Origin of the sequence: Knoellia sp. p5-6-4 (assembly GCF_029222705.1) — a bacterium.
Classification (GTDB): domain Bacteria; phylum Actinomycetota; class Actinomycetes; order Actinomycetales; family Dermatophilaceae; genus Pedococcus_A.
This window is the reverse complement of the sequence record NZ_JARGZF010000002.1, coordinates 246,122-270,789: the sequence shown is the minus strand read 5'-3', so window position 1 is coordinate 270,789 and position 24,668 is coordinate 246,122. Positions and strand designations below refer to the sequence as shown.

The window sequence follows — 24,668 nt, the reverse complement described above, 5'->3', positions numbered from 1 at the left end:
CCACCCGAGGGCTACGCCGATGGGACTAGCCCAGGGGTCCAAAGGCCTGTTCCCACCGCCTCCCCGAGTGACGATGATCGGCACATGGGGCGCTACGTCTACGACTTCGCTGAGGGCAACAAGGACCTGAAGGACCTGCTGGGGGGCAAGGGCGCGAACCTCGCCGAGATGACCCGGCTGGGGCTGCCGGTGCCGCCGGGGTTCACCATCACCACCGAGGCGTGTCGGGCCTACCTCGCCGAGGGCCACGAGCCCGAGAGCCTCTCGGAGGAGATCGACCGGCACCTCGCCCGGCTCGAGAAGACCATGGGCCGGCGCCTCGGCGACGTCGACGACCCCCTGCTGGTCTCGGTGCGCTCGGGAGCCAAGTTCTCGATGCCCGGCATGATGGACACGGTGCTCAACATCGGTCTCAACGACCGCTCCGTCGAGGGGCTGGTGCGCCAGAGCGGAGGCAACGAGCGGTTCGCGTGGGACTCCTACCGCCGGCTGCTCTCGATGTTCGGCCAGACGGTGCTCGGGGTGCACAAGGACGCCTTCGAGGACGAGATCGACCGGCTCAAGGGCGAACGCGGCGCGACCAACGACCTCGATCTCACCGCCGACGACCTGCGCGAGCTGACCCGTGCCTACGAGCGGACGATCCGCGAGCACACCGGCCGCGACTTCCCGCAGGACCCGCGGGAGCAGCTCGGCCTCGCCGTGCGCGCCGTCTTCGACTCGTGGAACACCGAGCGGGCGACGATCTACCGGCGCCGCGAGCGCATCCCCGCCGATCTCGGCACCGCCGTCAACGTCGGCACCATGGTCTTCGGCAACGGGGGGATGGACTCCGGCACCGGGGTGGCGTTCACCCGTGACCCGGCGACCGGGGCGCAGGGTGTCTACGGCGACTACCTGCAGAACGCCCAGGGCGAGGACGTCGTCGCCGGCATCCGCAACACCGTGCCGCTGCACGACCTCGAGCAGATCGACCAGGCCTGCTTCGAGCAGCTGATGCAGCACATGCAGACCCTCGAGCAGCACTACCGCGACCTGTGCGACATCGAGTTCACCATCGAGCACGGCAGGCTCTGGATGCTGCAGACGCGGGTGGGCAAGCGCACCGCCCAGGCCGCGTTCCGCATCGCCGTCGAGCTCGTCGACGAGGGCCTCATCGACATGGACGAGGCGCTCCAGCGGGTCAACGGTGCCCAGCTGGCGACGCTGATGTTCCCCCAGTTCAACAGCGAGCACGAGCGGCACCTGCTGGGCACGGGCATGAACGCCTCGCCCGGGGCGGCGGTCGGCAAGGCCGTCTTCGACTCCCAGACGGCAGCGGACTGGGCCGAGCGCGGGGAGGACGTCATCCTGGTCCGGCGCGAGACCAACCCCGACGACCTCAAGGGCATGGTGGCTGCGCAGGGCATCCTCACCAGCCGGGGCGGGAAGACCTCCCACGCGGCCGTGGTGGCGCGCGGCATGGGGCGCACGTGCGTCTGTGGCGCCGAGTCTCTCGACGTGGATGTCCGGGCCCGGCGCTTCACCTGCGCCGACGGCACGGTCGTGGGTGAGGGCGACGTCATCTCCATCAACGGCACCACCGGCGAGATCTGGCAGGGCGAGGTCCCCGTGATGGCCTCACACGTGGTTCGCCACTTCGAGGGCGACACCTCCACCGACGACGACACCGTGCGGGCGGTGGCCCGGGTCATGGACCATGCCGACAAACGCCGGCGGCTCGGTGTGCGGGCCAACGCCGACACCCCGGAGGACGCCGCGCGGGCCCGCCGCTTCGGCGCCCAGGGCATCGGGCTCTGCCGGACGGAGCACATGTTCCTCGGGGAGCGCCGCGAGCTGGTCGAGCACTTCATCGTCGCCGAGACCGACGAGCAGCGCGACGCGGCGCTGGCGGCCCTGCTGCCCCAGCAGCGTGAGGACTTCATCGGCATCTTCGAGGCCATGGACGGCCTGCCGGTCACGGTGCGGCTCATCGACCCGCCGCTGCACGAGTTCCTCCCCGACCTGACCGACCTCGCCGTCCTCGTGGCGCACGAGGACGACGCCGGCAACCCGGACAGCCGGCACCACAGGCTGCTCGAGGCGGTGAAGCGGCTGCACGAGCAGAACCCGATGCTGGGCCTGCGGGGCGTCCGCCTCGGCATCGCGATGCCGGGACTGTTCACCATGCAGGCACGCGCCATCCTCGAGGCGGCGGCGGCCCGGCTCGAGGCCGGCGGCGATCCGCGGCCCGAGATCATGGTGCCGCTGGTGGCCACGGCGGAGGAGTTCGAGCTGGTCCGCGCGGAGATCGAGAAGGTGGCCGCGGAGGTCGTCGAGGCCGCCGGCCGCGACATCCCCTTCACGGTGGGCACCATGATCGAGCTGCCGCGTGCGGTGCTCACCGCCGGCCGGATCGCCGCAACGGCGCAGTTCTTCTCCTTCGGCACCAACGACCTGACGCAGATGACGTGGGGATTCTCGCGCGACGACGTCGAGTCCTCGTTCTTCTCGGCCTACCTCGAGAAGGGGATCTTCGCGGTGTCGCCCTTCGAGACCCTCGACCGCGACGGAGTCGGCTCCCTGGTCCGGTATGCCGTGGAGAAGGGCCGCGGCGTGCGTCCTGACCTCCACCTGGGCGTGTGCGGGGAGCACGGCGGCGACCCCGAGTCCATCCACTTCTTCGAGGAGGTGGGCCTCGACTACGTGTCGTGCTCGCCCTTCCGGGTGCCGGTGGCGCGGCTGGAGGCGGGCCGGGCGGGCAGGGGCTGAGTCCTGGCACGTGACGACCCTGCCCTCGACCAGATGACGGGCGCGGCCGAGGGCGGCTGAGCGCCGCGTGGCAGGATTCTGGCCATGCTGCGATGGCTGACTGCCGGTGAGTCCCACGGCCCTGCCCTGCTCGCGACCCTGGAGGGTCTGCCGGCGGGGGTCGAGGTGACCACGTCGGACGTGGCGGCAGCCCTGGCGCGTCGGCGGCTCGGCTTCGGCCGGGGCGCCCGCATGAAGTTCGAACAGGACGAGGTCGAATTCCTGGGCGGTGTGCGCCACGGCGTCACCATGGGGTCGCCCATCGCGGTCCGCATCGGCAACACGGAGTGGCCCAAGTGGCAGACGGTGATGTCGGCCGACCCGGTGAGCGCCGACGCGCTCGCCGCGGCCGACGACGTGAACGCCGAGAAGGAGGTCGCCCGCAACAGGCCGCTCACCCGCCCCCGCCCTGGGCACGCCGACCTCGTCGGCATGCAGAAGTACGGCTTCGACGACGCCCGCCCCGTGCTCGAGCGCGCTTCCGCCCGGGAGACCGCGGCCCGGGTCGCCCTCGGCGAGGTCGCAGCCCGGTTCCTGCGGCAGGCCTACGGCATCCGCCTCGTGTCGCACACGGTTGCCATCGGCACTGCGGGCGTCTCCGACGACGCCGTGCTGCCCACGCCGGAGGACGTCGAGCGGCTCGACGCCGACCCGGTGCGCACCCTCGACGCCGGGGGCTCGGCCGCCATGGTCGCCGAGGTGGAGGCGGCGAAGAAGGACGGCGACACCCTCGGCGGCGTCGTCGAGGTGCTCGCCTACGGGCTGCCGCCGGGCCTGGGGTCGCACGTGCACTGGGACCGGCGCCTCGACGCGCAGCTCGCCGCGGCCCTCATGGGCATCCAGGCGATCAAGGGCGTCGAGGTCGGCGACGGGTTCCGCACCGCGGCACGCCGAGGGTCGGCCGCCCACGACGAGATGGAGCGTGGTGCCGACGGCACGATCCGCCGGCGCACCGGCCGCGCGGGCGGCACCGAGGGCGGCATGTCCACCGGTGACGTGCTGCGCGTGCGGGCGGCCATGAAGCCGATCAGCACGGTGCCGCGCGCGCTCGACACCGTCGACACCACCGGGGCAGAGGCGGCCAAGGCCATCCACCAGCGCTCGGACGTCTGCGCGGTGCCGGCGGCAGGCGTGGTGGCCGAGGCGATGGTCGCGCTCGTGCTCGCGCAGGCCTGCCTCGAGAAGTTCGGCGGGGACTCGGTGGCCGAGACGTCGCGCAACCACGCGGCCTACCTCGCAGCGGTCCCGGAGGCGATGCGCACGTGGTGACCAGCGACAGGGCAGGGCCCCGCGTCGTCGTCATCGGGCCGCCCGGGGCGGGCAAGAGCACCGTCGCCAGGCGGCTGGCCACCCGGTTGGGCGTGGAGTGGCACGACACCGACGAGGCGATCGAGCAGGCCCAGGGCCGAGCCATCTCCGAGATCTTCGTCGACGAGGGCGAGCCCTACTTCCGCGACCTCGAGCGCGCCGAGGTAGCCCGCTCGCTCGAGGCCTTCGACGGCGTGCTGTCCCTCGGTGGCGGGGCGCCCATGGACCCGCAGACGCAGGAGGCGCTGGCGGGTCACACCGTGGTCTTCCTCGACGTCGGCATCGCCGACGCCGCGCGGCGGATCGGCTTCGACGGCACCCGGCCGCTGCTCATGGTCAACCCCCGCGCCCAGTGGACCAAGATGATGAACGAGCGCCGCCCGACCTACGAGCGGCTGGCCACGCTGCGCGTCGACACCGCCGGGCGCAAGCCGGCCGCCGTCGTCGACGAGGTCGCGGCGCGCCTGCAGGAGCTGGAGGAGCAGCGATGAGCACGACCCGCATCAGCGTCGGCGGCGACTACGAGGTCGTCGTCGGCACCGGCCTGCTCGACGAGCTGCCTCGCCTCGTCGGGGAGGGCGTGCAGCGGGTGCTCGTCGTGCACCCCCGTGCCCTCGCGGCCACCGGCGAGGCGATCCGGGAGGACCTGCTCGGCAAGGGCTTCGAGGCGTATGCCGCAGAGGTGCCGGACGCGGAGGAGGCCAAGACCGCGCAGGTCGCCGCCTTCCTCTGGGGCGTCCTGGGGCAGGCCGGCTTCACCCGCTCGGACGCGGTCGTCTCCGTGGGCGGGGGAGCGACCACCGACCTCGCCGGCTTCGTGGCCGCGACCTGGCTGCGCGGCACACGGGTCGTGCACGTGCCCACCACCCTGCTGGGCATGGTCGACGCCGCGGTCGGAGGGAAGACCGGCATCAACACGCCCGAGGGCAAGAACCTCGTCGGCGCCTTCCACCCCCCGGCGGGGGTGCTGTGCGACCTCGCAACGCTCGAGACGCTGCCGCAGCACGACTTCGTCGCCGGGCTGGCCGAGGTCGTCAAGTGCGGCTTCATCGCCGACCCGGTCATCCTCGACCTCCTCGAGTCCGACATCGAGGGAGTGCGGACGCCGCAGGGCCAGCACGTGCGCGAGCTGGTCGAGCGGGCGGTCCGGGTCAAGGCCGATGTCGTGGCCGAGGACCTCCGGGAGTCGTCGCTGCGGGAGGTGCTCAACTACGGCCACACCTTCGGGCACGCCGTGGAGCAGGTGGAGCGCTACAGCTTCCGGCACGGCGCCGCGGTCAGCATCGGCATGGTCTACGCCGCCGAGCTGGCGCGCCTGGCAGGCAAGATCGACGACGACCTCGTGGACCGGCACCGCTCGGTGCTGACCGCCCTCGGGCTGCCGACCACCTACCGGGGCGACCGGTGGGGCCAGCTGCTCGACGCGATGAAGCGCGACAAGAAGACGCGCGGGTCGATGCTGCGGTTCGTCGTCCTCCAGGGCCTGGCCCGGCCGACCCGTCTCGAGGGTCCCGACCCCGCGCTGCTGCAGGCGGCCTACGCCGAGGTCAGCGCCGACGTGTCCGGGCGGGCCATCTCGCTCTAGGTGTGAGCGCTAGGAGGCCGGGCAGCCCGCGGCGTCGACCACGGTCTTCTGGGGCCGCACGAGCGGCTGCACCAGGGTGGTCACCGGCCCCTTGGCCTGCGGCGGCTCCTCGATCGTCAGCCGGAGCACCCGGCTCTGCCCCGGGCCGATGTCCAGCGTGGACGTGAACACCGGCCGTCCACGCTCGGTGTCGGAGGCCAGCAGGGCCGGCTCTCCGTCGAGGGTGGCCTGCGTGAAGCCGGCTCCCTTGGTGGCGTAGTAGGAGACCAGCAGCCGGTTGGTGCCCTTCTTGACGGGCACAACGGGCTGGTCGGCCCGCCCCGCGACATAGTCGCTCAGCCCGGACTTCGGCGCGGTGTTGGTCAGCCGCACCGTCACCGTCGCCTGGTGCGGGGTCGAGGATGAGCAGGACGCGGCCTGGTAGGTCACCTCGCGCTCGAGGTAGTAGTCGAGCTTGTTGCCTCCGCCGTTGTTGATGACCACCCCCGAGAAGAGCCCGTCGGTGTCGCTGAGGGCACCTCCCACTTTTCGGCTGGCGAGGACGGCCTGCTCCGAGTCGTGCGTGCTGAAGACCAGCAGCCGTCGGGCCTCCACCGCCTTGCCCAGGGCACTGGCGAAGGTCGTGCCCTTCCGGGGCCCGCGCTCGAGGATGTCGTCGGCCACCGCCTTGGCGACCTCGATGAGGTAGAGCTTGCGCAGGACCGGGTCGGGGAAGCGTTCATAGGCGTCCCGCTCCGTCAGCGCCACCACGTTGGCGGCCCCGACCCGCGTCCCGTCCTCGAGCGTGGTCGGCCCGGTGACCGCGAGCAGCATGGACAGCGCGGTCGGGTCGATGGCCACGGCGCCGTCGAGGCGGTCGTGGTACCTGGCCTCGTGGAAGCGCAGCAGCAGGGTGGCGCCCGAGGGGAAGTGCGGGCTCACCGTGGCGTTCCCGAAGAACCGCCCGGGGGCCGCGCCCCGGTAGAGCTTGGCGTAGTCCTCACCCAGGCCGTCGAGCGGAACATCCACGCCGGCGAAGTCCCCGCTGACCCCGTAGCGGACGAAGTCGAGCCGGCCCCTGTCGGCCCGCACCACGGCATACACGCCGGGCAGGCCGCCAGCCCCTCGGGCCTCGGCGTCGTTCTGGAACGCCACGAGGTAGCGACGCGGGCCCTGTGACCCGAGCATGGGCGGCAGCAGGGACACCAGGTCGTGGCTGGAGGACAGCTGCGCGGCCACCTCGTCGAGCTGCGTCACCAGGTCGCGGCGGGCAGCGTCGACCGTCCCGATGCCGGAGGCGGGCAGCGCGCGGACGTCGGCGCGCACCGCCTCGGCGGCACGCTCGGCCTCGCCGAGCGGCTGCTGGGCAGCCTTGATCGGGGCGAGGTCGATGCCGCCCCTGGGGTCCTCGAGGCTCACCCCGACAAGGCCGTTGCGAGCCCGGCTGACGGGCGGCAGCACCTCGTGCGCCACCCGGCTGACGGCCACCGACGCCCCCCGGACCGTCTCAAAGGCGTCGCCGACCCGGGGCAGGGCCGCGGGCAGACCCCACAGGGGGCCGCCGGTCAGCGACCGGGCCGCGTCCGCCTCGTGCTGGAGAGTGCGCAGCCGGCGGTCGATCTCCGCGGCGGGGGTGCGCTGGTCGACGAGGGCGGAGCGCAACGGGCCGACTGCGGCCCGCGCCTCGCGCAGGTGCGCGTTGGCCTTGAAGGCGGTCCACCCCAGGGCCAGGGCATACAGCAGCAGGGCCGCGGCGACGGCATACGCGCTGAGGCGGATGCGTCGCCGACGGCCCTGCAAGAGGAAGCTGCGTCAGGCTGCGGCGTTGGCGGTCTTGCGACGGCGGGCGGCCACGATCAGCGCGCCACCACCGAGGAGCAGGACCGCGCCGGCACCGGCGGTCTTGGCCGCGTCGGAGCCGGTGAACGCCAGCGAGTCGCTGTCCTTCTTGTTGCCGTTGCCGGCAGCGGGCTCGCTCGGGACGATGACAAAGGTGGCGGACTGGGTGCCGGATGCCGCGGCGAGCTCGAGGGTGTGGCGGCCAGGCTTGAGGTTGGGCACGGTGAACGAGCCCGACACCTCGCCGGCGCTGTTGGCCGTGAACGTGCCCACCTGCTGCGGCGTGGAGTACACCGTGGCGGTGCCCTGCTCGCCGGGCTGGAAGCAACGGGCCTCGTAGGACATGGTCATGCCCACGCTCGCACGGCTGCGGCTGAGCGCGACGGTGGAGCTGGCGGGCGGGTAGTTGCCCGCGGAGCAACCACCGTTGGGGGCGGCGTTCACGGGGCCGGCGAGGCCGACAGCCGTGCCGGTGAGAGCGGCGGACAGGCCGACGGTGGCGGCGGCCACCTTGAGAGCACGCATGATGATGATTTCTCCCCTGCAAGAAATGTGAGAACGGTCCCGTTCTCCGCAAAAAGTACCATAGGGGTGGTTCGCTCCACGCCTGATTTCCACCTATGCGGATGCGTGCGTTTACGTGCAGGTGCCGTGCTGCGCAGGCCGCGCGCGATTGGGGGTCCGCAGCACGGGGCGGCTAGACTCGCCCCGATCCCCTTCCTGCACGTGTCCGGTCCTGCGCGCCCGCGCGTGCCGGCACGCGACGACACCAGAAGAGAGCGACTGACACGTGGCATCGACCAACGACCTGAAGAACGGCATGGTGCTCAACCTCGAGGGCCAGCTGTGGTCCGTCGTGGAGTTCCAGCACGTCAAGCCCGGCAAGGGCCCGGCCTTCGTGCGCACCAAGCTCAAGAACGTGATGTCGGGCAAGGTCGTCGACAAGACCTTCAACGCCGGCGTCAAGGTCGAGACCGCGACCGTCGACCGCCGCGACATGCAGTACCTCTACAAGGACGGCACCGACTTCGTCTTCATGGACGGGACGACGTACGACCAGATCCACATCCCCGAGGCGACCGTCGGCGACACCGCCAACTACCTGCTCGAGAACCAGACCGCCCAGGTCGCGACCCACGACGGCACCGTGCTCTACGTCGAGCTGCCCGCCTCGGTCGTCCTCGAGATCACCTACACCGAGCCGGGCCTGCAGGGCGACCGGTCCACCGGTGGCACCAAGCCCGCCACCCTCGAGACCGGCGCGCAGATCCAGGTCCCGCTGTTCCTCGAGACCGGCACCAAGGTCAAGGTCGACACCCGCGACGGTTCCTACCTCGGTCGCGTGAACTGACTTGTCGGCTCGCACCAAGGCCCGCAAGCGCGCGGTCGACCTGCTCTTCGAGGCCGAGCAGCGCGGGATCAACGCCCGCGACCTGCTCGCCGAGCGCCTTGCCAAGCCGGTCACCGAGGCGCCGCTGAACCAGTACACCGCCGACCTCGTCGAGGGCGTCGTCGCGCACTGGACCGACATCAACGAGCTGCTGGCGACCTACAGCCAGGGTTGGACCGTCGAGCGGATGCCGAGCGTCGACCGCGCCATCCTGCGGCTCGGGGCCTTCGAGGTGCTGTACTCGCAGGAAGTCCCCGAGGGGGTGGCGATCGCCGAGGCGGTCGAACTCGCCAGGACGCTGAGCACCGACGAGTCGCCCAAGTTCGTCAACGGGCTGCTGGCCCGGCTCGCCGAGGTCAAGCCGACCCTCGCCTGAGCCGCACAGACCGTATGCCGTGGGAGCGGCTGGAGGGCGTCCGCCGGCCTCCAGCCGCCCCCGCTTTTCATGGGCGGCACCGTCTCAACGGCGGGGCCACGTCCCGAGCGGTCGGGCGACCGGCTAGAGTGTCCAGCGTTCGACATCCTTTAACGACCTGTCCCGTGAGGCAGGGAAGGAGGTCCTGACGCGAATGCGTCCTGACTCTGGTGTACCCGACGGCGTCCCCACCGCCAGTGGCTCCGCAGCCAGCCACCCGGCGAGCAGCCCGGCCGACGCCCCCGCCCGCGCAGTGATGAGTCCCGGTGACGTCTCCCGGGCCCTGCGCCGCATCGCCCACGAGATCCTCGAGCGCAACAAGGGCGCCGACGACCTCGTCGTGCTCGGCATCCCGACCAGGGGAGTGGCCCTGGCCAGGCGCCTCGTCTCGGTGATGGAGGAGGTCGAGGGCCGGCCCGTGCCGGTCGGGGCGCTCGACGTCACCATGCATCGCGACGACCTGCGCCGGCAGCCGACCCGCTCGCCCATGCACACCGACATCCCGCCCAGCGGCATCGACGACAAGGTCGTCGTGCTCGTCGACGACGTGCTCTACTCCGGCCGCACCGTCCGAGCCGCGCTCGACGCGCTCTCGGACCTCGGCCGGCCGCGAGCGGTGCGCCTCGCGGTGCTGGTCGACCGCGGCCACCGCGACCTGCCGATCCGCGCCGACCACGTCGGCAAGAACCTGCCCACGTCCAGCTCGGAGCGGGTGCAGGTGCGCCTGAGCGAGCATGACGGTGTCGACGACGAGGTCCGCATCGCCGGAGGGGAGCCCCGATGACCACGACGCTCAACACGCCGTCCGCGTCGGCCACGAGGGGTGGTCGCCGCCACCTGCTGTCGATCGCCGACCTCGACGTCACGCAGATCCGCACCATCCTCGACACCGCCGCCGAGATGCACGGCGTGCAGCAGCGCGAGGTCAAGAAGCTGCCGACCCTGCGCGGCCGCACGGTGGTCAACCTCTTCTTCGAGGACTCGACCCGCACCCGCAGCTCCTTCGAGCTCGCCGGCAAGTGGCTCTCGGCCGACGTCATCAACATCTCGGCCAAGGGCTCGTCGACCTCCAAGGGCGAGTCCCTGCGCGACACCGTGCTGACGGTGGCGGCGATGGGCGTCGATGCCCTGGTCATCAGGCACGGCGCCTCCGGGGCGGCGCAGCAGGTCAGCCAGTGGATCGACGCGCACGTCATCAACGCCGGTGACGGCACCCACGAGCACCCCACGCAGGCCCTGCTCGACGCCTACACGATGGAGCGGCGGCTCGGCAGCCTCGAGGGCCGCCACGTCGCGATCGTCGGCGACCTGACCCACTCGCGGGTCGTCCGCTCGAACCTGCTCTGCCTCGCCAAGCTCGGCGCGCGGATCACCCTCGTGGCCCCACCGACGCTGATGCCGGCCGGCATCGGCGCCTGGGCAGCCGCCGACGGCTTCGAGCTGTCCCACGACCTCGACGCCGTGCTGCCGACCGTCGACGCCGTGATGATGCTGCGCGTGCAGCGTGAGCGCATGAGCGGCGGTTTCTTCCCCACACCGCGCGAGTACACAGTCGGCTACGGCCTGACCCGCGACCGGTTGAGCGCCCTCGTGGCCGCCAACCCCGACGCGGTCATCTGCCACCCCGGGCCGATGAACCGTGGGCTGGAGATCGCCGCCGACGCGGCCGACGGCGCGCAGTCGCTCATCCTCGACCAGGTCTCGGCGGGCGTCGCCGTGCGGATGTCCGTCCTCTACCACCTGCTCGCAGGTGAGGAAGGGAGCGCCCAGTGAGCGCCCTGCTGATCACGGGAGCCGCCCTCGCCGGCTCCGGCGCCCAGGACCTGCTCGTCGAGGACGGCGTCATCACCGAGGTCGGGTCCATCCGCTCGGCGAAGGGCGCCGACGTGCTCGACGCCGACGGCCTGGTCGCGCTGCCCGGGCTCGTCGACCTGCACACCCACCTGCGCGAGCCCGGGCGGGAGGACGCCGAGACGATCGCCTCCGGCTCGGCCGCCGCCGCGGTCGGCGGCTTCACCGCGGTGCTGGCGATGGCCAACACGAGCCCGGTAACCGACACGGCCGAGGCCGCCGAGCGGGTCCTCGACCTCGGACGGGCCGCCGGCCTGGTCGACGTGCAACCGGTCGGGGCCGTCACCAAGGGCCTCGCCGGTGAGGAGCTGGCCGAGCTGGGCCTGATGCACCGCAGCCGGGCCCGCGTCCGGGTGTTCTCCGACGACGGGAAGTGCGTGCACGACGCCCGCGTCATGCGCCGCGCGCTGGAGTACGTCCGCGCCTTCGGTGGCGTGGTCTCCCAGCACGCGCAGGAACCGCACCTGGCCGGCCCGAGCGCCTGCTGCCACGAGGGCGAGCTGTCCGGCCGCCTGGGCCTGCCGGGCTGGCCGGGCATCGCCGAGGAGACCATCGTCGCCCGAGACGTGATGCTCGCCCGCCACACCGGCAGCCGCGTCCACGTCGCGCACGTCTCGACGGCGGGCTCGGTCGAGGTGGTCCGCTGGGCCAAGGCGCAGGGCATCGACGTGACCGCCGAGGTCACGCCCCACCACCTCGTGCTCACCACCGACCTGCTCACCGGCTACGACCCGACGTTCAAGGTCAACCCGCCGCTGCGCCCGCAGGAGGACGTCGACGCGCTGCGGGCGGCCCTGGCCGACGGCACCATCGACGCCGTGGCCACCGACCACGCCCCGCACGCCCGCCACGACAAGGAGCACGCCTTCGTCGACGCCGCCTTCGGCATGCTCGGCCTCGAGACGGCCCTCTCGGTGGTGAGCGACACCATGGTGCGCACCGGGCTGCTCGACTGGGCCGGCGTGGCCCGGGTGATGTCGGCCAACCCGGCCCGCATCGCCGGCCTCGACGGTCACGGTCAGTCGCTGGCCGTCGGCTCGCCGGCCAACATCACCCTGGTCGACCCGGGCGCGCGGGTGACCGTCGACCGGTCCGCCTCACTGTCCCTCTCGCGCAACAACCCCTGGCACGGCCGCACCCTCCAGGGCGCCGTGGAGGCGACGGTGCTCCGCGGTCGCGTGACCGCCCAGAAGGGGGCTGTGGCGTGAGCCGACCGCAGGCGGTGGGGGTCATGCTGATCGCCCTGGGCCTCATCTACGCCCTGCTGTATGCCGCGTGGCTGCGCAAGCGCCGCCGGCACACCTCGGCGTCGGTGGCCGTGTCCCCGGGCAGGGGGGGCCCTGACGCGACGCGCGACGAGCCCGCGGGCAGCGTCGTGCGCGCCGAGGGCACCTACGTCAGCACCACGACGGCCGCGTCGCGACACGAGCGCGTCGCCGTCGAGGGGCTGGGAAACCGCGCCAGGGCCACCATGACCGTCCGCCGCGGTGCGCCGGACGAGCTGGTCCGCTTCGAGCGGCAGGGGGAGTCCGACGTCGTGGTCCCGAGGGCGCGGCTGCTCGAGGTCCGCCGCGACCGGGGCATGGCCGGCAAGTTCGTCGGGGCCAACCGCCTGCTCGTCGTGCGCTGGACGGCCGACGACGGAGGCATCTACGAGACGGGCTTCCTGCCCCGCTACCGCGCCGACCTCGAGCGCCTCGAGTCGGCGCTCTGGTGGCACCAGGCGGGCAGCAGCATCACGGCCGACCAGCCCCGACCCACCGACATCGACAGCCCGGAAGGGGAACCCCGCACGTGACCACCACGGAAACCAGCACGAGCGCCACCAGCCGTTTCGACGTCGACCGCGAGCCCGCGGTGCTCGTCCTCGAGGATGGCCGGGTCTTCCGCGGCGAGTCCTACGGAGCACTCGGCGAGACGGTGGGCGAGGCTGTCTTCTCCACGGGGATGACCGGCTACCAGGAGACCCTCACCGACCCGAGCTACCACCGGCAGGTCGTCGTCATGACCGCCCCCCACGTGGGCAACACCGGCGTCAACGACGAGGACGACGAGTCGCGGCGCATCTGGGTCGCCGGCTACGTCGTGCGCGACCCCGCGCTGCGACCGTCGAACTGGCGCTCGCGCCGCACCCTCGAGGACGAGCTGCGCGAGCAGGGCGTGGTCGGCGTCTGCGGCATCGACACCCGCGCCCTGACCCGCCACCTGCGTGAGCGCGGGGCCATGCGCGTCGGCATCTTCTCCGGCGAGCGCGCCGGGCGACCCGAAGCCGAGCTGGTGGGCACGGTGCAGGAGGCGCCGCAGATGAGCGGCGCGGCGCTGGCCGCCGAGGTGACGACGACCGAGCCGTACGTCGTGCCGGCGGTGGGGGAGAAGCGCTACACCGTCGCCGCCCTCGACCTCGGCATCAAGGCGATGACCCCGCAGCTGATGGCCCAGCGCGGCATCGAGGTCCACGTGCTGCCGTGCACCGCGACCTTCGCCGACATCGAGGCTGTGCGTCCCGACGGCGTCTTCTTCTCCAACGGCCCGGGTGACCCGGCCGCCACCGAGCACGAGATCGGGGTGCTGCGCGAGGTCCTCGCCGCCCGGATCCCGTTCTTCGGGATCTGCTTCGGCAACCAGCTGCTCGGGCGCGCCCTCGGGTTCGGCACCTACAAGCTGAAGTACGGCCACCGCGGCATCAACCAGCCGGTGCTGGACAAGGCCACCGGCAAGGTCGAGGTCACCGCGCACAACCACGGCTTCGCCGTGGACGCACCCCTCGACGGGCCGGTGCCGGCGCCGAGCGACGCCGCCAGCGGCACGGCATACGGACGGGTGCGGGTCTCCCACGTGTGCCTCAACGACGACGTCGTCGAGGGGCTCGAATGCCTTGACATCCCTGCCTACTCGGTCCAGTACCACCCGGAGGCCGCGGCTGGTCCGCACGACGCCGCCTACCTCTTCGACCGCTTCACCACCCTCATGGACGACAAGGAAGGTCGCGCCTGATGCCCCGCCGCCCCGACATCGAGTCGGTCCTCGTCATCGGCTCCGGTCCCATCGTCATCGGCCAGGCCTGCGAGTTCGACTACTCCGGCACCCAGGCCTGCCGGGTGCTCAAGGAGGAGGGGATCCGGGTCGTCCTGGTCAACTCCAACCCGGCGACGATCATGACCGACCCCGAGTTCGCCGACGCCACCTACGTCGAGCCGATCACCCCCGACGTGGTGGAGGCGATCATCGCCCGCGAGCGCCCCGACGCGGTGCTCGCCACCCTCGGTGGGCAGACCGCGCTCAACACCGCGATCGCCTTGCACGAGAACGGAGTTCTCGAGAAGTACGGCTGCCACCTCATCGGCGCCAACGTCGAGGCGATCGAGCTCGGTGAGGACCGCCAGGCGTTCAAGGGCGTGGTGGAGCGCTGCGGCGCCGAGAGCGCACGCTCGGTCATCGCCCACACCATGGACGAGTGCCTCGCCGCCGCCGAGGAGCTCGGCTACCCCATGGTGGTGCGCCCGTCGTTCACCATGGGCGGGCTCGGCTCCGGCTTCGCGCACGACGAGGCGGAGCTGCGTCGCATCGCCGGCGCCGGCCTGCAGGCGAGCCCCACCAGCGAGGTGCTCCTCGAGGAGTCGATCCTCGGCTGGAAGGAGTACGAGCTCGAAGTGATGCGCGACCACGCCGACAACGTCGTCGTCGTCTGCTCCATCGAGAACCTCGACCCCATGGGTGTCCACACCGGCGACTCGATCACCGTGGCGCCGGCGCTGACCCTGACCGACCGCGAGTACCAGCGGCTGCGCGACATCGGCATCGCCGTCATCCGCGAGGTCGGCGTCGACACCGGCGGCTGCAACATCCAGTTCGCCGTCAACCCGCAGGACGGCCGCATCATCGTCATCGAGATGAACCCCCGGGTCTCGCGGAGCTCTGCCCTGGCGTCGAAGGCGACCGGCTTCCCGATCGCCAAGATCGCCGCGAAGATGGCCATCGGCTACACCCTCGACGAGGTGCCCAACGACATCACCCGCGAGACGCCCGCCTCGTTCGAGCCGACCCTCGACTACGTCGTGGTGAAGGTGCCGCGCTTCGCGTTCGAGAAGTTCCCCGCGGCCGACCCGACGCTGACCACGACGATGAAGTCGGTCGGCGAGGCGATGGCGATCGGCCGCAACTTCACCGAGGCGCTGCAGAAGGCGCTGCGCTCCACCGAGCGGAAGGGCGCCACCTTCCACTGGGACGGCGAGACGCCCACCACCGAGGAGGCCCGGGCCCTGCTCGACCAGGCCCGCACCCCGACCGACGGCCGGATCGTCACGGTGCAGCAGGCGCTGCGCGGCGGCCTGTCCGTCGAGGAGGTCCACGACGCCACCGGCATCGACCCGTGGTTCCTCGACCAGATGGCCCTCGTCAACGAGCTCGCCGAGCGGATCGCCGCGGCGCCGCAGCTGACACCGGAGCTGCTGCGGCTCGCGAAGCGGCACGGCTTCAGTGACGCGCAGATCGCCTCGCTGCGGCGTATGCCGGAGAGCGTGGTCCGCGGGGTGCGGCACGCCCTCGGCGTACGGCCGGTGTTCAAGACCGTCGACACCTGTGCCGCCGAGTTCGCCGCGCAGACGCCGTACCACTACTCGTCCTACGACGAGGAGACGGAGGTCGAGCCCCGGGAGAAGCCGGCAGTGCTCATCCTCGGCTCCGGCCCCAACCGCATCGGGCAGGGCGTGGAGTTCGACTACTCCTGCGTGCACGCGTCCTTCGCGCTGCGCGACGCCGGGTACGACACGGTCATGGTCAACTGCAACCCCGAGACGGTGTCCACCGACTACGACACCAGCTCGCGCCTCTACTTCGAGCCGCTGACGCTCGAGGACGTGCTCGAGGTCTACCACGCCGAGAAGCAGGCCGGCCCGATCGCCGGCGTGGTGGTCCAGCTCGGCGGGCAGACGCCCCTCGGCCTCGCGCAGGCGCTCAAGGACGAGGGCGTGCCGATCGTCGGCACCTCGCCCGAGGCGATCGACCTGGCCGAGGACCGCGGCGCGTTCGGCCGCGTGCTCCACGAGGCCAAGCTGCCAGCGCCCAAGCACGGCACCGCCTACAGCGCGGACGAGGCCGTCGAGGTCGCACGCGACATCGGCTACCCGGTGCTGGTGCGGCCCTCCTACGTGCTCGGCGGCCGCGGCATGGAGATCGTCTACGACGACGAGACCCTCGCCGCCTACGTCACCCGCGCCACCGTCGCCTCGCCCGAGCACCCGGTGCTCGTCGACCGCTTCCTCGACGACGCGATCGAGATCGACGTCGACGCGCTCTACGACGGCGAGGAGATGTACCTCGGCGGGATCATGGAGCACATCGAGGAGGCCGGCATCCACTCCGGCGACTCTGCCTGCACCCTGCCGCCGGTCACGCTCGGCGACGAGGAGCTCGAGCGGGTCCGTGTGGCGACCCTCGAGCTGGCCAAGGGCATCGGTGTGCGCGGCCTGATGAACGTGCAGTTCGCCCTCGCCCAGGACGTCCTCTACGTGCTCGAGGCCAACCCCCGCGCCTCCCGCACGGTGCCCTTCGTGGCCAAGGCGACCGGCGTGCCGATCGCCAAGGCCGCAGCCCGTGTCATGCTCGGCGCCACGGTCCGCGAGCTGCGCGAGGAGGGCCTCCTGCCGGCCCACGGCGACGGCGGCCACATGCCGAGCCACGCCCCGGTCGCGGTCAAGGAGGCGGTGCTGCCCTTCAAGCGGTTCCGCACCAAGGAGGGCCTCGTCGTCGACAGCCTGCTCGGGCCGGAGATGCGCTCCACCGGCGAGGTCATGGGCATCGACCAGGACTTCGGCTCCGCCTTCGCCAAGAGCCAGCTCGGCTCGTTCGGCGGGCTGCCCACGCGCGGGACGATCTTCGTGTCGGTGGCCAACCGGGACAAGCGGGCGATGATCTTCCCGGTGAAGCGGCTTGCCGACCTCGGCTTCACGCTCATCGCCACGGCCGGCACCGCGGAGGTGCTGCGCCGCAACGGCATCACGGCCCAGGTGGTGCGCAAGGTGAGCCAGCGCGGTGGGGTGGTGACCACTCCCGCCGACGGCGTCGCCCACGAGCCCACGATCGTCGACCTCATCCTCAGCGGCGAGGTGGCGATGGTGGTCAACACGCCCTCCGGGCCGAACGCACGGGCCGACGGCTACGCCATCCGGGCCGCGACGACCTCGATGGACAAGCCGATCATCACCACCGTGCAGGAGCTCGCCGCCGCAGTGCAGGGCATCGAGGCCCAGCTGCACGGCGAGCTTCGGGTCAAGCCGCTCCAGGAGCACGCCCGGGACCTCGACCTCTACGGGCAGGGGGTGCGCGCGTGAGCACCACCGCCGCACACCCGGGGGCCGGCGTCGTCCAGGTGACGGCCGAGCTCATCGCCACCCGCCGCGCCGGGGCCTACCACCACCTGACCTTCGTGGCGCCCGGCCTGGCCGAGCACGCGCGGCCCGGCCAGTTCGTCGCGGTCGCCGTCGGCGGGCCCACCTCAGCCAACTTGCTCCGCCGCTGCTTCTCCATCCACCGGGTGAGCCCGTCGGGCACCTACGGCGGCACCGTCGACGTCGTCGTGGCGGCGCACGGGCCCGGCACCGAGTGGCTCACCGGGCTGCGGGCCCACGACGAGGTCGACATCGTCGGCCCGCTCGGCCGTCCGTTCCCCCTTCCCAAGGAGCCGGTGGCGACGGTGCTGGTCGGCGGTGGCTACGGCAGCGCCCCGCTGTTCTGGCTCGCCGAGACCCTGCGCGAGCGCGGCTGCCGGGTGGAGATGGTGCTCGGCGCGGCCACCGAGTCACGCCTGTTCGGTGTCGTCGAGGCCCGCCGCTGCGCCGACGGCGTGACGATCACCACGGACGACGGCTCCCTCGGACATCGCGGGTGGGTCTCCGACGTCCTGCCCGAGCTGATCCGCAGCTCCGGGGCCGCAGTCGTCTACGGCTGCGGGCCGATGGGGATGCTGCGCTCCGTCACGGAGGTGGCCACCGCCGAGGGGGCCGTCGCCCAGGTGGCGGTCGAGGAGTCGATGGCCTGCGGTGTCGGGGTGTGCATGACCTGCGTGATGCCGGTGCGCGGCAACGACGGCGTGACGCGCATGGTGCGCTCGTGCATCGAGGGCCCGGTCTTCAGGGGTGACCGCGTGCGGTGGGAGTCGTTCGAGAACGGGTACTGCAAGGTCCCGGGGGATGCGCTCGGCGCACCGAAGGAGGGTGGCCACTGATGGGGGTCTTCGGAAGCACCCGACTGCCCGGGCTCGTGACGCGGGCCACGGAGGAGGCGAGGGCGCACCACGGCCACTCCGCCTCCGATGCCGCCGACGACGCAGCAGCGCGCGGCGCCGAGCCGGTGCCCACGGTCGACATGTCCGTCGACCTCGCCGGGGCCGTGCTGCCCAGCCCGATGATGACCGCCTCCGGCTGCGCGGCGAACGGCAAGGAGCTGCACCGGTTCTTCGACGTCACCGAGCTCGGGGCGTTCGTCACCAAGTCGGTGATGGCCGAGCCGCGGTCGGGGCGGGGCACGCCCCGCATGGCAGAGACGCCCTCGGGGATGCTCAACTCGATCGGCCTGCAGGGGCCGGGCATCAAGGCCTTCGTCGAGCACGACCTGCCCTGGCTGAAGAAGGCAGGCGCCCGCGCGCTGGTGTCGATCGCCGGCTCCACGAGCGGCGAGTTCGCCGACGTGGCGGCGGCCCTGCGCGCCAGCGACGCCTTCGACGCGGTCGTGGGCGTCGAGGTCAACATCTCGTGCCCGAACGTGGCCAACCGCGGCCTCGTCTTCGCCTGCGACCCGCACGCCTCGGCGAAGGTCATCGCGCTGGTGCGCGAGCAGCTCCCGCGCGACACCCCGATCTTCGCCAAGCTGACGCCGGACGTCACCGACGTCGTGACGATCGCCCAGGCGGCGGTGAAGGCGGGCGCGAACGGGCTCACCATGATCAACACGCTGCTCGGCATGGTCATCGACACCGACCTGCTGCGGCCGCAGCTCGGCGGCGTCACCGGCGGGCTCTCCGGGCCCGCGGTGCGTCCCGTCGCCGTGCGGGCGGTGTGGCAGGTGCGCGCCGCCATGCTGCAGGGGCGGCTGCCCGTGGTGCCGGTCATCGGCGTCGGTGGAGTGCGCACCGGGCGCGACGCGCTCGAGCTCGTGGCCGCCGGCGCCAGTGCCGTGCAGGTCGGCACGGCCACGTTCAACGACCCGACGGCACCCGTGCGGGTGGGGCGCGAGCTGCGGGGGCTGTTGCAGGACAAGGGGTTCGCCCGCTTCACGGACGTGGTGGGCATCGCACACGAGAGGGTGGGGTAGATGGCAGACGACGAGACCACCGAGGTCACGGCCGAGCGCGCGAGCTTCGGCGCGCGCCTGCGGGCGGCCATGGACGAGCACGGACCGCTGTGCGTGGGGATCGACCCGCACGCCGGCCTGTTCGACCACTGGGACCTGCCGCACACGCCGAAGGGCCTCGAGCGCTTCACCATGCAGTGCGTCGAGGCGTTCGCTGGCACGGTCGCGGCGGTCAAGCCGCAGTCGGCCTTCTACGAGCAGTTCGGCGCCGCTGGCATCGCGGTGCTGGAGAAGGCGCTGGCAGCCCTGCGGGACGCCGGCACGCTGACCGTGCTGGACGCCAAGCGCGGCGACATCGGCTCCACCATGGCTGCCTATGCGCTGGCCTACCTCTCCGACCACGCCCCGCTGCGGGCGGACGCCGTGACCCTGAGCCCCTACCTGGGCTACGGGTCCCTGCGGCCTGCGATCGACACCGCACTGGGCACCGGGCGCGGCGTGTTCGTGCTCACCCTGACCTCGAACCCCGAGGGCGCCTCCGTGCAGCACGCGGGTGGACCGGGCGCCTCGGTGGCCGGCGGGATCGTGGCCGCGGCCCGCGAGGACAACCACCGGGCCGCCCGCAAGGGACAGCTCGGCAGTGTCGGCATGGTCGTGGGGGCCACGACCGGGGGAGCGGTGGAGCACCTCGGACTCGACCTCGCGTCCGCCAACGCACCCCTGCTGGCACCGGGCATCGGCGCCCAGGGGGGCACCGCGGAGGACCTGCGCCGCGTCTTCGGCGCCGCCCTGCCGAACGTCCTGGCGACCTCGAGCCGGGAGGTCCTCGCCGCCGGCCCGGACGGCGCCGCGCTGCGGGACCGGGCGCGCAGGACCGCAGAGGGCCTGCGGGAGCTGCTGGCGTAGATGGGTGCCACGACCCGGCCCTGGCGGGTGCTGGCCCTGGCCGGTGCCCTCGGGGCCACCCTCGTGACGGCGGCGTGCGGCGGCTACGACCGCGACGCCTACTGTGCCGCGGTCAGGGAGGTCAACGCGCCGACGGACCTGACGGCGCCCGGGACGGGGGAGGACGCCGCGGTGCGCGCCTACCTCGAGCAGGTGCGGGCGCTGGAGGAGCTCGCGCCACGCGGGGACGAGGGCCAGTGGAAGACCCTGCGCGAGGGCCTGGAGTCGGTCATGACGGACGGTCGCGTCGACGTCGACAAGGTGGAGCAGGCCCAGCGCGAGCTGACCCTGATGGCCCAGGCGGCGGAGGAGCTCGACACCAGCCTGATCCCCGAGTGCGGGGTGGGGCTGAGCGGCGGCTGAGCCCGGATGAAGGGGGCTCCCCGGGAGGCGCGAGGGCGTCCGGCATTGCTAGAGTCGCAAGGCAGTCCAAGCCCTGCGGCTGTCGCCGCCCTGACGGAGGAGATCTGACCGTGGCCCTTCCCCCGCTGACCCCGGAGCAGAGGGCAGCAGCCCTGGAAAAGGCAGCGGTCGCCCGGCGTGAGCGGGCCGCAGTGAAGAACCGGCTCAAGTACGCCCAGGGCTCGCTGAAGGACGTCATCGCCGACGGCAAGGACAACGACGTCGTGGGCAAGATGAAGGTCTCCGCGCTGCTCGAGTCGATGCCGGGCGTCGGCCGCGTGCGGGCGCGCCAGATCATGGAGGAGGTCGGCATCTCCGAGAGCCGGCGCGTGCGTGGTCTGGGCCAGAACCAGATCACCGCCCTCCTCTCGCGCTTCGACCAGGCGTGAGCCGCCCCCACCGTCTGGTCGTCCTCGCCGGGCCGACCGCAGTCGGCAAGGGCACGATCGCGGCCTACATCCGCGAGAACTTCCCCGAGGTGTGGCTCTCGGTCTCCGCGACCACCCGGCAACCCCGGCCGGGCGAGCGCGACGGAGTCCACTACCACTTCGTCGACGAGGGCGAGTTCGAGCGCATGCGCGAGGCGGGCGAGCTGCTCGAGTGGGCCGTCGTGCACGGCCGGGCGAGCTACGGCACGCCGCGCAGGCCCGTCGAGCAGGCGCTGGACGAGGGGCGCATGGCGCTGCTCGAGATCGACCTCCAGGGGGCGCGGCAGGTGCGCGAGGCGATGCCCGAGGCCTACTTCGTGTTCCTCGCCCCGCCGAGCTGGGACGAGCTGGTGCGCCGCCTGGTCGGCAGGGGCACCGAGGACGAGGAGGAGCGCGAGGCCCGTCTGGCCACCGCGCGGCGCGAGCTGGAGGCCGCCGCGGAGTTCGACGTCACCATCGTCAACGACGAAGTTCGGCACGCGGCCGAACAGCTCGTATCATTGATGCGATCCCACTGAACGACCATCTGAATCCGACAGAACTGAGAGCCACCGTGTCTGGAACCGTCGCCAACCCCATCGGCATCACCAACCCGCCGATCGACGACCTCCTCGAGAAGGCGGACTCCAAGTACGCCCTGGTCATCTACTCGGCCAAGCGGGCCCGCCAGATCAACGCGTACTACTCCCAGCTGCAGGAGGGCCTGCTCGAGTACGTCGGCCCGCTCGTCGACGCCCAGGTGCACGAGAAGCCGATGTCGATCGCGCTGCGCGAGATCAACCAGGGCCTGCTCACCTCCGAGCCCACCGAGGGCTGACGCCCGGGCTGCGGGGGCGGGACACACGGGCGTGCGCATCGTCCTGGGGGTCAGCGGGGGCATCGCGGCCTACAAGGCGTGCTCGCTGCTGCGCCTTTTCACCGAGGCGGGGCACGAGGTCACCGTCGTGCCCACCGCCTCCGCCCTGCAGTTCGTGGGCGCCCCCACGTGGGCGGCGCTGTCCGGCAGGCCGGTGCAGACCGACGTGTGGACGTCGGTCCACGAAGTGCCGCACGTCCGGCTCGGGCAGGGCGCCGACCTCGTCGTCGTGGCTCCCGCCACCGCCGACCTCCTCGCGAAGGCCGCGGCGGGCATGGCCGACGACCTGCTCACCACCACGCTGCTGACCGCCCGCTGCCCGGTGGTGATGGCGCCGGCGATGCACACCGAGATGTGGGAGCACGCCGCCACCCAGGCCAACGTGGCGACGCTCAGCGAGCGGGGCGTGCACGTGATCCCTCCCGCCTCCGGGCGCCTCACCGGGGCCGACACCGGTCCGGGCCGCCTGCCCGAGCCGGAGGAGCTGTATGCCGTGTGCGAGCGCATGCTCGCCCACCGCCACTTCCGGCCTGGTGGGCCGGGAACCCGGCCCGGCGGCATACCCGAGGACGCCGCAGAGGCGGCGCTGCCCCTCGCCGGTCGCCACGTCGTCGTGTCGGCGGGCGGCACCCGCGAGCCGCTCGACCCGGTGCGCTTCCTGGGCAACCGCTCCTCGGGGAAGCAGGGCTACGCCCTCGCGACCGTGGCCGCCGCACGGGGTGCCGACGTGACCCTGGTGGCGGCCAACACCGCCCTTGCGGCCCCGGCCGGGGTGCGGGTCGTGCCCGTGCAGACCGCGTTGGAGCTCCAGCAGGCGGTGGCCGAGGCTGCCGACGAGGCCGACGTCGTCATCATGGCGGCGGCGGTGGCCGACTTCCGCCCGGCCGAGTACGCGGCGACCAAGATCAAGAAGTCGCACGACCCCGCGGCGCCGGAGGCGGCCCCCACCATCGAGCTGGTGCGCAACCCCGACATCCTCGCCGGTCTCGTCGCCGCCAGGGGCGACCAGGCCTCGCCGGTCATCGTCGGGTTCGCGGCCGAGACGGGCGACGCCGACGGCTCCGTCCTCGACCACGGACGGGCGAAGCTCGCCCGCAAGGGCTGCGACCTGCTCGTGGTCAACGAGGTGGGGGAGGACAGGACCTTCGGCCAGGACCACAACACGGTGCACATCCTGCGCCAGGGGTCCTCGCACGTCGTCGACGCCGGGCCCGCGTCCAAGCAGGAGATCGCGGCCGCGGTGTGGGATGCCGTGCAGCAGATCCTGTAGGCGGGGCTAGACTCGCCGGTGCCTGCGCGGCCACTGTCCGCGCCCAGGAAGCCAGCAGCCGCTGCCACGAAGGAGATGCCCGGGTGTCCGCACGCCTGTTCACGTCCGAGTCCGTCACCGAGGGACACCCCGACAAGATCTGCGACCAGATCTCCGACGCGATCCTCGACGCCATGCTCGAGCAGGACCCCGGCAGCCGCGTGGCAGTCGAGACCATGGTGACCACCGGGCTCGTGCACGTCGCCGGCGAGGTCACCACCGAGGCCTACGTCGAGATCCCGCGGATCGTGCGCGACACGGTCCTGGCCATCGGCTACGACTCCTCCACGAAGGGCTTCGACGGCGAGTCCTGCGGGGTCGAGGTCTCCATCGGCCAGCAGAGTCCCGACATCGCCCAGGGCGTCGACACCGCCTACGAGAACCGCACCGGCGGCTACGACCCGCTCGACAAGCAGGGCGCCGGCGACCAGGGCCTCATGTTCGGCTACGCCTGCGAGGACACCCCCGAGCTGATGCCGCTGCCGATCTTCCTCGCGCACCGGCTCTCCGAGCGCCTCACCGCGGTCCGCAAGGCCGGGGAGGTTCCCTACCTGCGGCCCGACGGCAAGACCCAGGTCACCATCGAGTACGACGGTGACCGTGCGGTGCGCCTCGACACGGTGGTCCTGTCCACGCAGCACGCCGCCGACGTCTCGCTCGACGACCTGCTCACGCCCGACATCGAGCACCACGTCATCCGCCCGGTGCTCGAGGAGCTCGCCGACCACGGCACCGACCTCGACGTCTCGCGCTACCGCACCCTGATCAACCCGACCGGTCGCTTCGAGATCGGCGGGCCGATGGGCGACGCCGGCCTCACCGGGCGCAAGATCATCGTCGACACCTACGGCGGCATGGCTCGCCACGGTGGCGGCGCCTTCTCCGGCAAGGACCCGTCGAAGGTCGACCGCTCGGCCGCCTACGCCATGCGCTGGGTGGCCAAGAACGTCGTCGCCGCGGGGCTCGCCCGTCGCTGCGAGGTGCAGGTCGCCTACGCCATCGGCAAGGCCCAGCCGGTGGGGCTGTACGTCGAGACCTTCGGCACCGAGAGCGTGCCGGTCGACAAGATCCAGGGCGCCATCTCGTCGGTCTTCGACCTGCGCCCGCTCGCGATCGTCGAGGACCTCGACCTGTTGCGCCCGATCTACAAGCCGACCGCGGCCTACGGCCACTTCGGCCGCACCCACGCCGACGGCGTCACCAACGCCTTCACCTGGGAGCGGACAAACCGCGTCGACGCGCTCCAGAAGGCAGCCAAGGACTGAGCGTCGGCGCTCCCCGCTAG

General features: G+C 72.3%; 23 protein-coding genes. 21 read left to right on the top strand and 2 right to left on the bottom strand.

Annotated elements, in window-relative coordinates:
* The first annotated feature begins 84 nt into the window (after positions 1 to 84).
* The 4 genes from ppdK (at position 85) to aroB (ending at position 5,683) form a co-directional block, all read left to right on the top strand.
* Complete coding sequence (gene ppdK, locus P2F65_RS12735) at positions 85 to 2,751, top strand: pyruvate, phosphate dikinase (RefSeq protein ID WP_275808185.1); 2,667 nt, start codon at positions 85 to 87, stop codon at positions 2,749 to 2,751.
* 84 nt (positions 2,752 to 2,835) lie between these two features.
* A complete protein-coding gene (aroC, locus tag P2F65_RS12730; protein WP_275808182.1) occupies positions 2,836 to 4,059 on the top strand; it encodes a chorismate synthase in 1,224 nt (407 codons plus the stop codon).
* A complete protein-coding gene (locus P2F65_RS12725; RefSeq protein WP_275808179.1) occupies positions 4,053 to 4,589 on the top strand; it encodes a shikimate kinase in 537 nt (178 codons plus the stop codon). Before aroC ends, P2F65_RS12725 begins: the two co-directional genes overlap by 7 nt.
* Positions 4,586 to 5,683 (top strand): 3-dehydroquinate synthase, encoded by a 1,098-nt coding sequence (aroB, locus tag P2F65_RS12720; protein WP_275808176.1) that lies wholly within the window; start codon positions 4,586 to 4,588, stop codon positions 5,681 to 5,683. Before P2F65_RS12725 ends, aroB begins: the two co-directional genes overlap by 4 nt.
* A 9-nt stretch (positions 5,684 to 5,692) precedes the next feature.
* On the opposite strand, the gene P2F65_RS12715 is transcribed toward aroB, so the two are convergent.
* Positions 5,693 to 7,462: a DUF4012 domain-containing protein gene (locus P2F65_RS12715; RefSeq protein WP_275808173.1), complete on the bottom strand. Its 1,770-nt coding sequence runs from the start codon at positions 7,460 to 7,462 to the stop codon at positions 5,693 to 5,695.
* Between the two features lie 12 nt (positions 7,463 to 7,474).
* Positions 7,475 to 8,026, bottom strand: coding sequence for a hypothetical protein (locus tag P2F65_RS12710; RefSeq protein WP_275808170.1), 552 nt, complete (start codon positions 8,024 to 8,026; stop codon positions 7,475 to 7,477).
* Between the two features lie 265 nt (positions 8,027 to 8,291).
* Here P2F65_RS12710 and efp point away from each other — a divergent pair, with 265 nt between their 5' ends.
* From efp to metK, 17 genes are all read left to right on the top strand, one after another.
* Positions 8,292 to 8,852, top strand: coding sequence for an elongation factor P (efp, locus tag P2F65_RS12705; RefSeq protein ID WP_275808167.1), 561 nt, complete (start codon positions 8,292 to 8,294; stop codon positions 8,850 to 8,852).
* 1 nt (position 8,853) lies between these two features.
* Positions 8,854 to 9,267 carry a transcription antitermination factor NusB gene (gene nusB, locus P2F65_RS12700; protein ID WP_275808164.1) on the top strand — a complete coding sequence of 138 codons (414 nt, stop codon included), beginning with the start codon at positions 8,854 to 8,856 and terminating at the stop codon, positions 9,265 to 9,267.
* Between the two features lie 193 nt (positions 9,268 to 9,460).
* Positions 9,461 to 10,090, top strand: a complete 630-nt coding sequence (gene pyrR / locus P2F65_RS12695; RefSeq protein WP_275808161.1) for a bifunctional pyr operon transcriptional regulator/uracil phosphoribosyltransferase PyrR — start codon at positions 9,461 to 9,463, stop codon at positions 10,088 to 10,090.
* Positions 10,087 to 11,079, top strand: a complete 993-nt coding sequence (locus P2F65_RS12690; RefSeq protein ID WP_275808157.1) for an aspartate carbamoyltransferase catalytic subunit — start codon at positions 10,087 to 10,089, stop codon at positions 11,077 to 11,079. Before pyrR ends, P2F65_RS12690 begins: the two co-directional genes overlap by 4 nt.
* On the top strand, positions 11,076 to 12,365 hold the full coding sequence (locus P2F65_RS12685) for a dihydroorotase (RefSeq protein WP_275808154.1): 1,290 nt from the start codon (positions 11,076 to 11,078) through the stop codon (positions 12,363 to 12,365). Before P2F65_RS12690 ends, P2F65_RS12685 begins: the two co-directional genes overlap by 4 nt.
* Positions 12,362 to 12,955, top strand: coding sequence for a hypothetical protein (locus P2F65_RS12680; protein ID WP_275808151.1), 594 nt, complete (start codon positions 12,362 to 12,364; stop codon positions 12,953 to 12,955). Before P2F65_RS12685 ends, P2F65_RS12680 begins: the two co-directional genes overlap by 4 nt.
* Entirely contained in the window at positions 12,952 to 14,151 is a 1,200-nt protein-coding gene (gene carA / locus P2F65_RS12675) for a glutamine-hydrolyzing carbamoyl-phosphate synthase small subunit (RefSeq protein WP_275808148.1), read from the top strand. Before P2F65_RS12680 ends, carA begins: the two co-directional genes overlap by 4 nt.
* On the top strand, positions 14,151 to 17,486 hold the full coding sequence (gene carB / locus P2F65_RS12670; RefSeq protein WP_275808145.1) for a carbamoyl-phosphate synthase large subunit: 3,336 nt from the start codon (positions 14,151 to 14,153) through the stop codon (positions 17,484 to 17,486). Before carA ends, carB begins: the two co-directional genes overlap by 1 nt.
* Positions 17,483 to 18,379 (top strand): dihydroorotate dehydrogenase electron transfer subunit, encoded by an 897-nt coding sequence (locus P2F65_RS12665; protein ID WP_275808142.1) that lies wholly within the window; start codon positions 17,483 to 17,485, stop codon positions 18,377 to 18,379. Before carB ends, P2F65_RS12665 begins: the two co-directional genes overlap by 4 nt.
* The gene (locus P2F65_RS12660) at positions 18,379 to 19,464 is read left to right on the top strand and encodes a dihydroorotate dehydrogenase (protein WP_275808140.1); all 1,086 of its coding nucleotides are present in this window, start codon (positions 18,379 to 18,381) and stop codon (positions 19,462 to 19,464) included. The genes P2F65_RS12665 and P2F65_RS12660 overlap by 1 nt, the downstream gene beginning before the upstream one ends.
* Positions 19,465 to 20,349 (top strand): orotidine-5'-phosphate decarboxylase, encoded by an 885-nt coding sequence (gene pyrF, locus P2F65_RS12655; RefSeq protein ID WP_275808138.1) that lies wholly within the window; start codon positions 19,465 to 19,467, stop codon positions 20,347 to 20,349.
* The gene (locus tag P2F65_RS12650; RefSeq protein WP_275808135.1) at positions 20,350 to 20,751 is read left to right on the top strand and encodes a hypothetical protein; all 402 of its coding nucleotides are present in this window, start codon (positions 20,350 to 20,352) and stop codon (positions 20,749 to 20,751) included.
* A 110-nt stretch (positions 20,752 to 20,861) separates the two neighbouring features.
* Entirely contained in the window at positions 20,862 to 21,179 is a 318-nt protein-coding gene (gene mihF, locus P2F65_RS12645; RefSeq protein ID WP_275808132.1) for an integration host factor, actinobacterial type, read from the top strand.
* A complete protein-coding gene (gene gmk / locus P2F65_RS12640; protein ID WP_275808130.1) occupies positions 21,176 to 21,736 on the top strand; it encodes a guanylate kinase in 561 nt (186 codons plus the stop codon). Before mihF ends, gmk begins: the two co-directional genes overlap by 4 nt.
* Before the next feature lie 35 nt (positions 21,737 to 21,771).
* A complete protein-coding gene (gene rpoZ, locus P2F65_RS12635) occupies positions 21,772 to 22,035 on the top strand; it encodes a DNA-directed RNA polymerase subunit omega (RefSeq protein WP_275808127.1) in 264 nt (87 codons plus the stop codon).
* Between the two features lie 31 nt (positions 22,036 to 22,066).
* Positions 22,067 to 23,344, top strand: coding sequence for a bifunctional phosphopantothenoylcysteine decarboxylase/phosphopantothenate synthase (locus tag P2F65_RS12630; protein WP_275808125.1), 1,278 nt, complete (start codon positions 22,067 to 22,069; stop codon positions 23,342 to 23,344).
* A gap of 83 nt (positions 23,345 to 23,427) precedes the next feature.
* Positions 23,428 to 24,648 carry a methionine adenosyltransferase gene (metK, locus tag P2F65_RS12625; protein ID WP_275808122.1) on the top strand — a complete coding sequence of 407 codons (1,221 nt, stop codon included), beginning with the start codon at positions 23,428 to 23,430 and terminating at the stop codon, positions 24,646 to 24,648.
* Positions 24,649 to 24,668 lie beyond the last annotated feature (20 nt).